This window comes from Lysobacter sp. Root494 (assembly GCF_001427225.1).
Taxonomy (GTDB): Bacteria; Pseudomonadota; Gammaproteobacteria; order Xanthomonadales; family Xanthomonadaceae; genus Agrilutibacter.
This window is the reverse complement of the sequence record NZ_LMFH01000005.1, coordinates 1297655-1311311: the sequence shown is the minus strand read 5'-3', so window position 1 is coordinate 1311311 and position 13657 is coordinate 1297655. Positions and strand designations below refer to the sequence as shown.

At 67.4% G+C, this 13657-nt stretch carries 15 protein-coding genes; all 15 read right to left on the bottom strand.

What is annotated here, in order from left to right:
* Positions 1–5: 5 nt before the first annotated feature.
* Positions 6–788 carry a flagellar type III secretion system pore protein FliP gene (gene fliP, locus ASD14_RS09150; protein WP_082538877.1) on the bottom strand — a complete coding sequence of 261 codons (783 nt, stop codon included), beginning with the start codon at positions 786–788 and terminating at the stop codon, positions 6–8.
* Between the two features lie 86 nt (positions 789–874).
* A complete protein-coding gene (gene fliO / locus ASD14_RS16055) occupies positions 875–1543 on the bottom strand; it encodes a flagellar biosynthetic protein FliO (protein WP_157475199.1) in 669 nt (222 codons plus the stop codon).
* Positions 1540–1872: a flagellar motor switch protein FliN gene (fliN, locus tag ASD14_RS09140; protein ID WP_056131949.1), complete on the bottom strand. Its 333-nt coding sequence runs from the start codon at positions 1870–1872 to the stop codon at positions 1540–1542. The genes fliO and fliN overlap by 4 nt, the downstream gene beginning before the upstream one ends.
* Positions 1869–2876, bottom strand: a complete 1008-nt coding sequence (fliM, locus tag ASD14_RS09135) for a flagellar motor switch protein FliM (protein ID WP_157475197.1) — start codon at positions 2874–2876, stop codon at positions 1869–1871. Before fliM ends, fliN begins: the two co-directional genes overlap by 4 nt.
* A complete protein-coding gene (locus ASD14_RS09130) occupies positions 2873–3352 on the bottom strand; it encodes a flagellar basal body-associated FliL family protein (protein WP_162247691.1) in 480 nt (159 codons plus the stop codon). The genes fliM and ASD14_RS09130 overlap by 4 nt, the downstream gene beginning before the upstream one ends.
* 146 nt (positions 3353–3498) lie before the next feature.
* Complete coding sequence (locus tag ASD14_RS09125; RefSeq protein WP_157475193.1) at positions 3499–4608, bottom strand: flagellar hook-length control protein FliK; 1110 nt, start codon at positions 4606–4608, stop codon at positions 3499–3501.
* Complete coding sequence (gene fliJ, locus ASD14_RS09120) at positions 4605–5066, bottom strand: flagellar export protein FliJ (RefSeq protein WP_056132430.1); 462 nt, start codon at positions 5064–5066, stop codon at positions 4605–4607. The genes ASD14_RS09125 and fliJ overlap by 4 nt, the downstream gene beginning before the upstream one ends.
* Positions 5067–5106: 40 nt before the next feature.
* Positions 5107–6474 (bottom strand): flagellar protein export ATPase FliI, encoded by a 1368-nt coding sequence (gene fliI / locus ASD14_RS09115; RefSeq protein ID WP_056131937.1) that lies wholly within the window; start codon positions 6472–6474, stop codon positions 5107–5109.
* Between the two features lie 40 nt (positions 6475–6514).
* A complete protein-coding gene (locus ASD14_RS09110) occupies positions 6515–7117 on the bottom strand; it encodes a FliH/SctL family protein (RefSeq protein ID WP_056131934.1) in 603 nt (200 codons plus the stop codon).
* Entirely contained in the window at positions 7114–8100 is a 987-nt protein-coding gene (fliG, locus tag ASD14_RS09105; protein ID WP_056132427.1) for a flagellar motor switch protein FliG, read from the bottom strand. The genes ASD14_RS09110 and fliG overlap by 4 nt, the downstream gene beginning before the upstream one ends.
* Positions 8101–8107: 7 nt before the next feature.
* Positions 8108–9796 (bottom strand): flagellar basal-body MS-ring/collar protein FliF, encoded by a 1689-nt coding sequence (gene fliF / locus ASD14_RS09100; protein WP_056131931.1) that lies wholly within the window; start codon positions 9794–9796, stop codon positions 8108–8110.
* A 100-nt stretch (positions 9797–9896) separates the two neighbouring features.
* Entirely contained in the window at positions 9897–10262 is a 366-nt protein-coding gene (gene fliE / locus ASD14_RS09095; RefSeq protein WP_056131927.1) for a flagellar hook-basal body complex protein FliE, read from the bottom strand.
* Positions 10263–10342: 80 nt separating this feature from the next.
* Positions 10343–11866 (bottom strand): sigma-54 dependent transcriptional regulator, encoded by a 1524-nt coding sequence (locus tag ASD14_RS09090; RefSeq protein WP_056131925.1) that lies wholly within the window; start codon positions 11864–11866, stop codon positions 10343–10345.
* Positions 11863–12246 (bottom strand): response regulator transcription factor, encoded by a 384-nt coding sequence (locus ASD14_RS09085; RefSeq protein ID WP_056132424.1) that lies wholly within the window; start codon positions 12244–12246, stop codon positions 11863–11865. The genes ASD14_RS09090 and ASD14_RS09085 overlap by 4 nt, the downstream gene beginning before the upstream one ends.
* Positions 12247–12256: 10 nt before the next feature.
* Positions 12257–13642, bottom strand: coding sequence for an RNA polymerase factor sigma-54 (gene rpoN / locus ASD14_RS09080; protein WP_056131922.1), 1386 nt, complete (start codon positions 13640–13642; stop codon positions 12257–12259).
* Positions 13643–13657 lie beyond the last annotated feature (15 nt).

Genomic DNA, 13657 nt, shown 5'->3' with positions numbered 1-13657 from the left:
GCGCCTCAAACCGGATTGAAGCTGGAGGCGAGCGAGCCGACGACCAGCACCCAGCCATCCACCAGCACGAACAGCAAGATCTTGAAGGGCGCGGACACGAGCATCGGCGACAGCATCATCATGCCCATCGACATCAGCACGCTCGCCACGACCAGGTCGATGATCACGAACGGGATGTAGATCAGGAACGCGATCTCGAACGCGGTCTTGAGTTCGCTGGTGAGGAACGACGCGGCGAGCACGCTGAACGGAACGTCCTGCGGCGTCGCGTACGGGCCGGTGTGCGAGAGGCCCGCAAACGTCATCAGGTCGTTCTGCCGCACCTGCGCGAGCATGAAACCGCGGAACGGATCGGATGCCGCGGTCCATGCCGCCTTGAAATCGATCTGGTCGTTGAGGTACGGCGCGATGCCGTTCGCCCAGGACTGGTCGAACACCGGCATCATCACCATCGCGGTGATGAACAGCGCGAGCGCGAGCAACACCTGGTTGCCTGGTGTCTGCCCGGTGCCGAGCGCCTGCCGCAGCAGGCCGAGCACGATGATGATGCGCGTGAATGCAGTGAGGCCCATCAGCGCCGCCGGCAGCAGGGTGATACCGGTCATCAGCGCCAGCACCTGCAGCGGCATGCTCACCGGCTGGTTGCCGATCTGGCCAACGGTTACCGAAGGCAATGGCTTGGACGGCGTCGCGGCAGGCGCGGCGGAAACCGGTGCAGCGGCAGCTTGCGCGGTCGTCGAAGGCTGGGTGCGTGCCTGCGCCGAAGCGATGCCGCTGGTGGTCAGCATCACGCCGAGAAACAGCGCCAGCATCGCGAAGCAGCGCACCAGGCGGCGCGCCGCCACGTGCAGCGAGGAAGGGTGCGTCACGCCGGTCATGCCTTCTTTCCGAAATGTTGCGAGAGCAGCTGCGCGAACGCGGGAGTGCCGGCCGTTTCAGTCACCGGCAGTGGTTCGCTGAGGGTGTGCAGGGTGCGCGTGCCTCCGGCGCCGACGCCGAGCACGAGCTGGGTGTCGCCGACGGCGACCACGACCAGCCGTTCGCGCGGGCTGAGCGCCAGCGAGCCGATCACGCGCAGCGCGGAACTCGCCGAACCGCCGCGGAGTCCCGGCATGCGCTTCGCCAGCCAGGCGAGCGCGAGGATCAGTCCGATCACCATCACCAGCGCAAGCACCGCACTGCCGATGCTGCCTGCCGCCGCGGGCGGCTGTGGCATTGCGGCGGGCTTGCCGATCTGCGCGACCGTCGCCGTCGTTCCGGCAAAGGAAGTTTTCGCTGGCGTAGCGGGCGTAGTCGCGACGGATTGCGTCGCGGCATCGGCGGCAGAAACCGCGAATGCCGGCGCAGGCTTCTTCGTGTCCTTCCCGTGCGCAAATGGCTGGGCTGCTTCGCCGGAAGCGGTTCCACTCCTCGTGCGCGCTGCGACACCTTCCGCTTCCACCGGTGCAAGCAACGCAAGGGAGGTGTCGGTGATCGCAGTGAGCTGCAGCTGTTCGGGCAACGGCGCCAGCAATGCGGCGCTGCGTGATGCGATGAGGCTCATCGCAGCCTCTTGATCCGTTCGGCCGGGCTGACCACGTCGGTCAGGCGCACGCCGAAGCGATCGTTGACGACGACCACTTCGCCCTGCGCGATCAGCGTGCCGTTGACGTACACGTCGAGCGGCTCGCCCGCGGTGCGGTCGAGTTCGACGACGGAGCCCTGGTTGAGCTGCAACAGGTTGCGGATCGGGATGCGCGTACGCCCGACTTCGAGCGACAGCGACACCGGCACGTCGAGAATGACGTCGAGGTTGAGGTCGGTACCACCGGCGCCTGCATCGGCGGTCAGCGGATCGAAGGCGGCACGCGCGGCGGAATCGGAGGTGTTCATGGGATGGCCCTGGAATCGAAGGAGGGAGCGGGCCGCGCGGAATGCACCTGCGTGACCTTGATGGCGTTGCGGCCGTTGTGCACGCCGAATTCGCCGGAGAACAGCGGCATGTGCTCGACGTGCAGCGGCGCCGCCGGCAGCAGGTCGATCGGGATGATGTCGCCGACTTTCATGCGCGACAGTTCGCGCAGGCTGATCTGGCGGCGGGCGATGACGGAACTCAGTTCGACCATCGCTTCCTGCAGCTGCGCGTGCATCGCGCGCGTCCAGCTTTCGTCCTTCTCGATGCGGTCGCTCTGCACGCCGGCATCGAGCTGCTCGCGGATCGGCTCGAGCATCGAGTAGGGCAGGGCGACGTGCACTTCGCCGCCGCCGCCTTCCAGTTCGCAGTGGAACCGGCTGACCACGATGTAGTCGCGCGGACTGATGATGTTGGCGAAATGCGGGTTGACCTCGGAATTGAGGTACTCGAATTCCACCGGCATCACGGGCGCCCATGCATCCACGAGGTCGGCGAAGGTCTGCTTCAGCAGCAGCTGGATCACGCGCATCTCGGTCGGCGTGAATTCGCGGCCCTCGATGCGGGTGTGGAACTTGCCGTTGCCGCCGAAGAAGTTGTCGACGACGGTGTAGACCAGCCGCGGTTCGTAGACGATCAGCGCGGTGCCGCGCAGCGGCTTCATCTTCACCAGGTTGAGGTTGTTGGGCACCTGCAGCGAGTGCATGTACTCGCCGAAGCGGACGAGATCGATGCCGCGCACGGAGAGGTCGGCCGAGCGGCGCAGCAGGTTGAACAGTCCGATGCGCCAGGTGCGCGCGAAGCGTTCGTTGATCATTTCCAGCGTCGGCAGCTTGCCGCGGACGATGCGGTCCTGGCTGGCGAAGTCGTACTGGCGCGCCTCGCCCGGTGCGGGCGGTGGCGTTTCGGTTTCGACGGCGCCGCTGTCGACGCCGTGGAGCAGGGCATCGATCTCGTCCTGCGAGAGCAGGTCGGCGCCCATCACTGCGTCACCAGGCTGGTGAAAATCACGGCTTCGACCTTGTCCGGTGCGGCTTCGTGCTTGAGCACCTGGCGTACTTCGGCGAGCGCCGCGGCCTGAAGGCGTTCCTTGCCGCTGCGCTGCGATAGTTGCGCGACGGATTGCTGTCCGAACAGGAGCAACAGGTGATTGCGGATCGCGGGGGCGTGGGTCTCGACGGCGGCGCGTGTTTCGTTGTCGCGCGTGACCAGCTGCACGTCGGCCTGCAGGTAACGGACGGCGTCGGCATCGACGAGGTTGACGACGAACGCGGGTTCCAGCGCGTAGTACTGCGCCGGCGAGCGCTGCGGCTTGGCAGCCTTGATCGCGGCATGTGCGGCCTGCTGCGATTGCCACCACCACCAGCCGCCGCCGCCCGCGCCGAGTACGACGATGGCCAGGGAGACCCAGAGCCAGGTACGGGATTTCTTCTTGGCGTTGGAATCAGCGGGGGATGGCACGAACGGCACTCCGGAGTCGGGATGCCGGATCAGTGCAAGCGGTGTGCCTGAGGCGCGTCGGGGTTTTGGCGGAAGAATGAATGCGGCGGTGACGGGCGATTGACGATACCGTCAAGACATCGCAACGCGCAAACGCACGCGTCGAATCAGGCGTATTCGTCCAGCAGACCGCGGGTCCGCATGTGGCGCGATGGCAGCTGTGCGTCTATCGGCGAGCCTCCTTGCGAAGGAGTGTCGCCATCCCGTCGTGCCGGAGCGCCCGACCCCGCATGGCGCTGGCCGACGTCGGTCTGGCCAAGCTGCAGCCCCTGCTGGCCGAGCATTTCGCGCAGGCGCGGGAGGCTCGCTTCGATCGCCTGCCGGACGCCGGCGTGGCCGCTCTGGAATTCCGCGCTGACCTGCGTGCCGTCCACTTGCACGCGTACTTCGATCGGCCCCAGGTGTTCCGGATTCAGACGGATCTCGGCATGACCCAAGCGCTGCTCCGCCATCCACACGAGGCGGGCGCCTAAGCCGTCGTCGAAACCGGTCTGGGGATCGACTGGAACGTTGATCGGCGCGGCCATGGTCGCGCGTGCGGCGGGTGTGTTCGACATGGCCGGCGCGAGGGACGGAAAGTTGGAAATCGGAGCGTTTGTGTCGGATGTCGTTGCCGTAGCCAACGCGCCCGCGGACGATGCATCCGTCACGGCGATCTCCGCAGGGGCAGCTGATGCATCGGTTTGCACCGCCAGCTGCAAGACAGTGGGATCAAGCGCCGGGCGGCCGCGATCGGCAGACGCAAGGTTCGACGCAGCTGCGACCTGACTGGTGCCCTGCGCCATCTGCGGTGCCGGTGCGACTGGAGGTTCCGTCTGCAACGACGGCTTCATCCACGAGCCATCGAGCAGCGCGAGAAGCTGATCGGGCAGGCCTCCTGCATCGCTGGCTGCATCCGCACTTTTTTCATCGGGCGGTGCCGCGGCAATAGCGTTTGCGAAGGACGCGATCACCGAGCCGCCGTCCGTACCGGCCAGCAACAACGTGGCGAAATCGTCGGGTCCCGATGTGGAGGCCGCACCGTCCTGCTCTGCTGCTGAGCCTTGCGCGCGAGCAGGCGTCTGCCGTGCGACCTGGCCACTACCGGATGCCGGTGATCCCGCGTCCGGTGCGGCCGTGATGTCGGCCGGCTTCGCTGCAGTTGCCGCATCCGACTGCATCGACGGGGACTGCGACATAGAAGCGGCGGGCATTGCAGCGGCAGTAACCGCGGTCACTTCGAAGGCTCCGGCTCACCGTTGCTCGCCACCTTCGCCGCCAGTGCGCGACGGCCGCCGAGGTCGTCGAGTTCGCGCTGCACGCGTTGTTCGGCGACACGCGTTTCGTTCGCGCGGTAGCTGTCCGCCAGCTTCTCCAGGACCTTGGTCTCGCGACTGGCCAGCAGCAGGCGCGCCCGCTCGACGTCGCTGAGCTGGCGGTTGTGGTCGACGATGCCCGCCTGCTGAACGACCGCGGCATTGAGCCGTTCGCGGAACGCCATGCGGTTCACCAGCAATGCCGGCGCGATGCTCGCATCCGCCGGTGCGGTTGCGTATTCCTCGGCGTAGCGGCGCAGCGCTTCGAGGCGTTCCTGTTGTTCGGCCAGCACGCGGTCGCGCTCGGCGACTTCGCGGGCGGCATTGTCCTGGCGTTGCTGCATGACTTTCAGCAGCGGGTCGAGACGGCGCGAACGCATCGGGTTCATATCTCCGCAGGCCGTTTAAAAGAGGAATTCATCAGATGGATGTTTCGTCGAGCAGGCGCGCGAGCGCCGCCCGGCTGGATTCGACATTGGCGGCCTCGGACACGTCCTGTCCGAGGAACTGCAGGATCGCCGGCCATCGCGCCATCGCTTCATCGACGGTGGGATCGTTGCCTCGCTGGTACGCACCGATGGCGATCAGGTCGCGCTGCGCGTTGTAGGCCGCCATCAGCCGCTTCAGCTTGCGGATCCGCTCGCGCCACGGCGCGTCGGTGATGTCCTGCATCACGCGGCTCACCGAGACTTCCACGTCGATCGCCGGATACTGGCCGGCATCGGCGATGCGGCGCGTCAGCACGATGTGGCCGTCGAGGATCGCGCGCGCGGCATCGGCGATGGGTTCCTGCTGGTCGTCGCCTTCGGTCAGTACCGTATAGAAGGCGGTGATCGAGCCGCGGCCTTCGGCACCGTTGCCCGCGCGTTCGACCAGGGCCGGCAACCGTGCGAAGACCGACGGCGGATAACCGCGCGTCGTCGGCGGTTCGCCCACCGACAGGCCGATTTCGCGCTGCGCCTGCGCAAAGCGCGTCAGCGAATCCATCAGCAACAACACGTGCAGCCCCTGGTCGCGATACCACTCGGCGATCGCGGTCGCGCGCAGTGCACCGTGCAGTCGCGCCAGCGGCGGCCGATCGGCCGGCGCGGCCACGACCACCGAACGACGTAGCCCTTCCTCGCCGAGCGTGGCTTCGACGAAGTCGCGTACTTCGCGGCCGCGTTCGCCGATCAGCCCCACGACGATGACGTCCGCTGCGGTGAAGCGGGTCATCATGCCGAGCAGCGTCGACTTGCCCACGCCCGAACCTGCGAACAGGCCCACGCGCTGCCCGCGGCCGATCGGCAGCAATGCGTTGATCGCGCGCACGCCGACATCCAGCGAACGCGTGATCGGTTCGCGCATCAGCGGATTGATCGCGGCGCCGGTGAGGCCGACCCAGTGTTCCTCGCGGATCGGACCACGGCCGTCGAGCGGCACGCCGTCGCTGTCGATCACGCGGCCGAGCAGGCCTTCGCCCACCGCGACTTCGCCGCGGCGGCGGCTCGGTACCACGCGGGCGTTGGGCAGCAAGCCCGCGATATCCGCCGACGGCATGAGGAAGGTGCGATCACCCGAGAACCCGACGACTTCGGTATCGACCCAGTGACCGCCGGCGGTTTCGACGCGGCAGCGCGAACCCAGCGGAGCACTGCAACCGGATGCTTCGAGCGTGAGCCCGACGGCGCGGCGCAGCACGCCTTCGCGCGCGAGCCCCAGCGAAGGAAAGTTCGGCTGGCAGTTCTGAAGTTGAGCGGCGAGGCGCAGATTGCGCGCTTCGCGCCAGTGTTCTGCGGGAACGCTCATCGTGTAGTTCCCGTGGAGACGGTTGCGGTGGTGGTTTCCATCAGCGTTCGCCCACCGTGCCGGCGGCCACCGCTTCGAGTACCGATTGCAGGCGGGCGGCGATCGTGCCGTCGATGCGCACGCTTTCACTGTGCAACCGCAGTTCACCGCGACCGAGCGTCGCGTCGATCGTCAGGCGCACGCCATCCAGGCCCGCAAGATGCGGCGCGAGCACGCCGAAATCGTCCGGATGCAGGCGCAATTCGATCTCGCGACTGCCGCTGCCGACCGTATCGAGCGCTTCGCGTACCAGGTCGGCGAGCAGGGTGGGATCGGCGCTGTATTCACGGCCAAGCAATGCACCGGCGATGCGCGTCGCGAGCTCCGCGAGTGCGTCGGCGACCTCGCCATCGAGCCGTGCCAGCGGCCGGGTGAAACCGTCGAGGATGCCTTCGATCTGCGCGACCATCCGCCGCACTTCGGCCTGGCCGGCGGCGAAGCCCTCGGCATGGCCGCGTGCGAAACCTTCGGCGTGCGCGGCCTGTTCGAGTGCCTGCAATTCCGCCACCGACGGCGGCGCGGGCAGGTCGGGCAGGTCGACGACAGGGCCGGCCGAAAGGCCTGGCGCGGTCCAGCGCACCGCCTCCAGCGCGGTTGCGCTCATACGAACGCCTCGGCCTTGGCCGACAGCTGGATCTCGCCGCTGTCGGCCATCTTGCGCACGATCGCGAGGATTTCCTTCTGCGCGGCTTCGACTTCAGCCAGGCGCACCGGCCCGCGCGCGTCCATGTCCTCGACCAGGATTTCGGCGGCGCGTTGGGACATGTTGGCGGTGATCTTCTCGCGCACTTTCGCATCGGCGCCGCGCAGCGCGATGGCGAGCCGGTCGCTGCCGATTTCGCGCAGCACGGTCTGGATGGCGCGGTCGTCGAGATCGGCGAGATTGTCGAAGACGAACATCAGGTCGCGGATGCGCCCCCCGAGTTCGTCGTCGACCTGTGCGATCGCGCCGAGGATGGCTTCGTCCTGCCCCGAATCCATGAAGTTGAGGATGTTCGCGGCGACCTTGATGCCACCCACGGACGATGACTTGAGGTTCTGGCTGCCGGCGAACTGCCGCTGCATCACGTCGTTGAGCTCGTTGAGCGCATGCGGCGGGATGCCATCGAGCGTGGCCAGGCGCAGCAGGACGTCGACGCGCACGCGATCGGCCAGGCACTTGAGCACTTCGGCGGCCTGGTCGCTGTCCAGGTGCGCCATCACGATCGCGATGATCTGCGGATGCTCGTTGCGGACCAGCTCGGCGATCGCGCGCGGCTCCATCCACTTGAGCGTGTCCAGGCCCGAGGTGTTGCGGCCCATCAGGATGCGGTCGATCAGGCTGCTGGCGCGTTCCTCGCCCAGCGCCTGGGTGAGCACGGCGCGCACGTATTCGTCGGCTGCCGAACCCAGCACGCCGGGCTGCGCCAGGGTGTCGACGAATTCGTCGAACACGTTCGCGACGGTCTCGCGCGAGATGCCGCCCACCGACGTCATCGCGAGCCCGAGCTTCTGCACTTCCTTGGCGCCCATGTGCTTGAGCACTTCGGCCGCCTGCTGCTCGCCGAGCGAGAGCAGGACGATGGCGGCGCGCTGCACGCCAGACAGGATCTGCTCAGCCATCGGATTCGACCCAGTTGCGAACGACCTGGGCCACGCGCTTGGCGTCGGTGTTGACCGCGGTGCGTGCGACTTCGAGCTTCTCGTCGAAATTCATCACGGCCGGCGACGCGATGCTCGCCTTGGCTGCGCTGGGCGTGGAGAGCGTGACTGGAATTTCGTCGTCGGCTTCCACCAGCGCGACCGACGCTGCGCGCCGCCTGGGGGCGATCAGTTGCCGGAATGCGGGGCGCAGCACGGTGAAGATCAGCACGAGCACGGCAAGACCGCCGAGTGCAATGCGCAGCAGGTCGCGAGCGCGCGGGTTCTGCCAGACCGGCGGCGCCTGCTCCTCGGGGTCGAGAGCGCCACGCGCGAACGGAGCGTTGACCACCGAGACCACGTCGCCGCGTTGGGCGTCGAAGCCGACGGCCTGTTGCACCAGCGTTTCGATGCGCTGCAGTTCCGCCGCGGTGAGTGCGCGCTGCCGGGGCGCCTTTCCGGTTTCGCTCACGCCGGCCGGCACGTTGTCGACCAGCACCGCCGCGGTGACGCGACGGATGCGTCCCGGTGCCTGGCGCGTGTGCGTGAGCGTGCGGTCCATTTCGTAATTGCGCACGGCCGTGCGGCTGCCCGGGCCGGAGACCGAAGAGGTTGCGGTTGCGGCCGTAGCATTCGGCGCTGTAGCTGCGGCATTGGCCGGAGCGGCGGCGTTTGGCGCCGCAGTATTCGCAGCAATTGGGGTATTGCTTGCGCTGCCGGGAATGCCCTGTGGCGGCGGTGCTGCGGATCCGAGATTGCCCGACTCCGACAGTTGTTCGCTGCGCACCAGCCCCGTCTGCGGGCCATAGCGTTCGCTCGCTTCTTCGGTCTGGGCGAAATCCATGTCGACGCTCACCTGCGCGCTCACGCGGCCGGGACCGGTCATCGGTTCAAGCAACTCCTGGATGCGTTGCACGTAGACCGCTTCCTGGCGGCGCTGCTGGTCGAACTGGCGCGCGCCGATCGCGTCGTCGCTGTCGGGATCCGCGTTGGAAAGCATCCGCCCGAACTGGTCGACCACGGTCACGCGTTCCGGTGGCAAGTCGGGAATGCTCGACGCGACCAGGTGCACGATCGCGTTGACCTGGCCCTGTTCGAGCGTGCTGCCGCTGCGCAACTCGAGCACGACCGAGGCACTGGCGGGTTCGTTCTGGCGGGTGAAGGCGCTCGGCTTGGGCATCGCCAGGTGCACGCGCGCTTCGCGCACCGGACGCAGGTTGGCGATGGTGCGGGCGAGTTCGGTCTGCAATGCCTGCTGGTAGCGCGCGTTCTCGATGAACTGGCTGGTGCCGAAACCCTGGTCGCCCTGGATCGCTTCGAAGCCGCGTGCGTTGCTGGACGGCAGGCCGGCGGACGCGAGCGTCATGCGCGCGGCCCCCACCTGATCGGTTGGCACGGACAACGCGCCGCTCGAGGGCTCGATGCGGAATGGGATCTGCGCGCCGCGCAGCAACTCGGAAGCTTCGTCGACCGACTTCGCGTCGAGCCCCGCGTGCACCGGCACGTAGTCCGGCTTCTGCGTCCAGAAGAACAGCCACAGTCCCAAGGCGATCGTGCCCGCCACCAGGACCAGCAGGCCGAGCTGGCGCACCGCAGGAATGTCCTGCAGGTAGCCAAGGTCCTTGAGCCCGGAGGCGGATTTGGGAAGCGCGATGACGCTCATTCGGAAGCCGTGATTCGTGAGTCGGGATGGGTGATCGGAACGTTAATCGGAACGTTGTTCGTTACTCAGGTGCAGCAGGCGCGCGTCGCGCGAACCCGGCTCAGATCGGCATGTTCATCACGTCCTGGTACGCCTGGACAAGGCGGTTACGTACTTCGACGGTCGCGCGGAAAGCGACCTGCGACTGCTGCATCGCCACCATCACGCGGGCGAGGTCGGCGCGCGGATCGCCCATTTCGAAGGCCTGCTGCAGGCTGCTGGCATTGGCCTGGGTCTGGTTGACCTGCTCGACGGCGTTGGCAAGGGTCTGCTGGAAACCCGGCGCGGTCGCGCCATTCACGCCACCTGTTGCGCCGCTCCCCAACGTGCCGATCGCGTTGCTGGCCGGCGCATCGCCCGTCGCGCCGCGGGTGCGCATCTCATGCGCGCGGATCTGCGACAGGATGGAAGAGATGGCGTCGGTCATTGCGGTCGTTGCTTGGGAACGGACTTGCAACGACTAGGCAAGGCGTGTGCCAGAGCCGCGACGGTTCCCCGTCGCCAGCCTCATGCAGCGTTGTCGGATTGGGCGACCTCGGCCTGGTCGCGGAAGATTCCGTACTTGCGCAGCTTTTCGACCAGGGTCGTACGGCGCAGACCGAGCAGCGGCGCGGCGTGGGCGACGACGCCACCGGACTGGTTGAGCGCGGCGCGGATCAGTTCCAGTTCGATGCCGGCCATGTGGCCGCGCAGGTCGATGCCCTGCGGCGGCAGCGTGGCGTTGGGCGAGAACTTGGCGGGATCGAAGGCGTCGCGGCTTTCCGTTGCAGTGGCGCCCATACCCGCGCGGCCCTGCGGCAGAGCGATCTGCGCCGGCGCCGGAGCGGCCGCGAAGGAGGTATCCGACGGAATGTCGGCGCGCTCTTCGATCGCTGGCATGCCAGCGCGGTAGCGCGCTGGCAGGTCGACAGCACGGACAGTGCCCCCCGGGTGCAGCACGGCCAGGCGTTCGAGCAGGTTGCTCAGCTCGCGCACATTGCCGGGCCATGCGTAGTGCTGCAGGGCGCGGATCGCATCGGGCGAGAGCGACACCTGCCCGCGGCCGCCTTCCGACAACTGGCGTGCGATGGCGTTGATGAGGTCGGGAAGATCTTCGGTGCGCTCGCGCAGCGCAGGCATGTCGATCGGGAACACGTTGAGGCGATAGAACAGGTCCTCGCGGAAGTGGCCGTCGGCGATGCGCTCCTCGAGGTTGCGGTGGGTGGCGGCGATCACGCGCACGTTGCACTTGATCGTCTGGTTGCCGCCGACGCGCTCGAAGCAGCGTTCCTGCAGCACGCGCAGCAACTTCACCTGCATGGGCAGGCTCATGTCGCCGATTTCGTCGAGCAGCAGCGTGCCGCCTTCGGCCATTTCGAAGCGGCCCTTGCGCTGGGTCAGGGCGCCGGTGAACGCGCCTTTTTCGTGGCCGAAAAGTTCGCTTTCCAGCAATTCCGGGGGAATCGCGCCGCAGTTGATCGCCACGAACGGCTTGTCGCGACGCGCGGAGCGGTCGTGGATCGCACGCGCGGCTACTTCCTTGCCGGTGCCGGATTCACCCAGCACCAGCACGGTGGTGTCGTGCGGCGCGACCTGGTCGATCATGCGATTGAGCTGCAGTGCGGGCGCGCTGCGTCCCGTCGGCCCGACTCGCGGGGTTTCGCGGCGCGTGTCTTCGTCGATGCGCTTGAGGCTGGCGCGACGCAGCGCTTCCTGCAGCTGGGTACGACGGATCGGATACGCGAGAGGCCATACCGCTTGCGGATGCAGGTGCCTGCGCCAGCGCGCATCCGATTCGTGGCCTGGCAATTCGAGCACCGGAGGGTGCAGCGATTCGCCTGCCAGCCAGCGCGCGAATCCTTCGAAACTCCGGCCATCGCCGATGTCGCCGACGACTACGGCAACCCAGTCGCTGCCGCGTGCGCGGGTGAGGTCGAGATCGTCGGCTTCCGCCGCGATCCGCGGTGTGAAGTCCATGAATTCGAGCAGGTTGGCAACGTGCTCGGCACGCTTCATGTCCTGGTCGATGATGAGGATGCGCGACTCGCTCATGCGTAAATTCCCTTGTCCGCTGCCAGTTTCTGCAGCAGCGGCACGACGTCGTGGATGTAGCTCAACTTGCTGACGAAGGCGTCGGCGCCGGCGCGCAGGGCGTGCGCGCGGTGCTCGCTGTCGTCGAAATGACTGGCGATGACGATGTACGGCGGCGCGTCCTGGGTCTTGATCAGGCGCGTGGCCTGCAATCCGCCCATTTCCGGCATGGCCAGGTCCATCAGCACCGCATCGGGCCGCAGGACTTCGCACTGCGCGATCGCCTCGATACCGTTGCCGGCGGAACCGACCACCTCGATCCATTCGAGCCGGCGCAGGTGGCGCACGGCGGCGTTTATGAAGCCTGAGTGGTCGTCGACCAGGAGAACTTTCAGTTGCATGTCAGTGCCCTCAGGCGCGCGCGGCGAGGCGCTGGCGCGCACGCACCGGGCCGATGGAAAGCTGGTCGCGGTACTTCGCGACCGTGCGGCGGGCGATGCGGACGCCCTGGCGGGCAAGCAGGCCGGCGATCACATCATCTGGAAGCGGTGCGTTGGCGGGCTCGGCATCGATGAGGCGCTTGACCAGCGCACGCACGGCGGTGCCGCCGATCTCGGCGCCTTCCAGCCGCACGGCGAACAGGCGCCTGAGCTCGAAGGTGCCACGCGGCGTCTGGATGTACTTGCCGCTGACGATGCGCGAGACGGTGGATTCGTGCATGCCTATGGCGTCGGCGACTTCGCGCAGCGTGAGCGGAGCGAGCGCCTCGTCGCCGTGCTGGAGGAACCCGCGCTGGCGTTCGACAAGTACCTGCGCAGTGCGCAACAGGGTGTCGTTGCGCATGCCCAGGCCACGCACCAGCCAGCGAGCTTCGTCGAGAAGGCCCTTCAGCACAGCGTGCTCGGCGCCACTGCCGCCCGCGAGGGCGCGCTCGCAATGCGGCGCGATGCGCAGCTGTGGCGTCGTGCGCGAATTGAGCGCAACGCGCCATGCGCCACCTGCATGCCACGCAACGACTTCGGGCACGACGCATGCATCCCCGGCTGTCGACGGCAATTCGATCGGATTGGGACGCAGGCTCAGGATCAGCGCGATCGCAGTGCGCACCTGGGAAGGCCCGGCAGCGAGCGCCTGCGCCAATGCGGCTTCATCGTGCGAGGCGAGCAGGTCCAGGTGGTCGCGCAGGATGCGGTCGGCGAGATTGCGCGGTTCGCTTTCCGGCTGCGCGGCGAGTTGCGCACGCAGGCATTCGCCCGCATCGCGCGCCGCCATGCCGGGCCAGTCGCCGTGGAGCAGGCGCTGGCGGATGATTTCGAGTTCGTCGGCGTGTTGCGGAAAGGCGGAGCGTCCTTCCGACAGCAATTCGTGCAGCGGCTGCTCGAGGTAACCGCGATCGTCGCAGCGATCCAGCCACCAGGCCGCGAGTTCGAGATCGCGTGCATTCCAGTGCACGGCGAGTTCCCGAAGGAGGCGCACGCGCGGATCGCTAGAGGCCGGGTCCGCAATGCGGGCCATCCCGTCGTCGTCGCCCGTACCTGCAGCGGAGAGGCCGGCCAGGAACGAAGGCTCCGGCAGTTCGTCCCATGAGGCCGCTTCGAGCGCGGCGATGTTGGCGTCGGTGGTGGTATCGGACTCTTCGGCCGGTTCTTCCTGCTCGAGCAGGGGATTGCGCTCCAACACCTGCTGCAGTTCCAGTTCCAGCTGTTGCGACGTCAACTGCAGCAGCCGGATCGACTGCAGGAGCTGTGGCGTGAGATTGACGCCCTGCGCCAGACTCGCGCGAATACCCGCCTTCATGATGTTCCCCTGTTC

Coding starts and splice junctions, on each gene's coding strand:
- fliP (WP_082538877.1), bottom strand. CDS start 788: ATGCTGACCACCAGCGGCATCGCTTCGGCGCAGGCACGCACCCAGCCT.
- fliO (WP_157475199.1), bottom strand. CDS start 1,543: ATGAGCCTCATCGCATCACGCAGCGCCGCATTGCTGGCGCCGTTGCCC.
- fliN (WP_056131949.1), bottom strand. CDS start 1,872: ATGAACACCTCCGATTCCGCCGCGCGTGCCGCCTTCGATCCGCTGACC.
- fliJ (WP_056132430.1), bottom strand. CDS start 5,066: ATGCGTTCGCGCCGTCTCGACCCGCTGCTGAAAGTCATGCAGCAACGC.
- fliI (WP_056131937.1), bottom strand. CDS start 6,474: ATGAGCGTTCCCGCAGAACACTGGCGCGAAGCGCGCAATCTGCGCCTC.
- ASD14_RS09110 (WP_056131934.1), bottom strand. CDS start 7,117: ATGAGCGCAACCGCGCTGGAGGCGGTGCGCTGGACCGCGCCAGGCCTT.
- fliF (WP_056131931.1), bottom strand. CDS start 9,796: ATGAGCGTCATCGCGCTTCCCAAATCCGCCTCCGGGCTCAAGGACCTT.
- fliE (WP_056131927.1), bottom strand. CDS start 10,262: ATGACCGACGCCATCTCTTCCATCCTGTCGCAGATCCGCGCGCATGAG.
- ASD14_RS09090 (WP_056131925.1), bottom strand. CDS start 11,866: ATGAGCGAGTCGCGCATCCTCATCATCGACCAGGACATGAAGCGTGCC.
- ASD14_RS09085 (WP_056132424.1), bottom strand. CDS start 12,246: ATGCAACTGAAAGTTCTCCTGGTCGACGACCACTCAGGCTTCATAAAC.
- rpoN (WP_056131922.1), bottom strand. CDS start 13,642: ATGAAGGCGGGTATTCGCGCGAGTCTGGCGCAGGGCGTCAATCTCACG.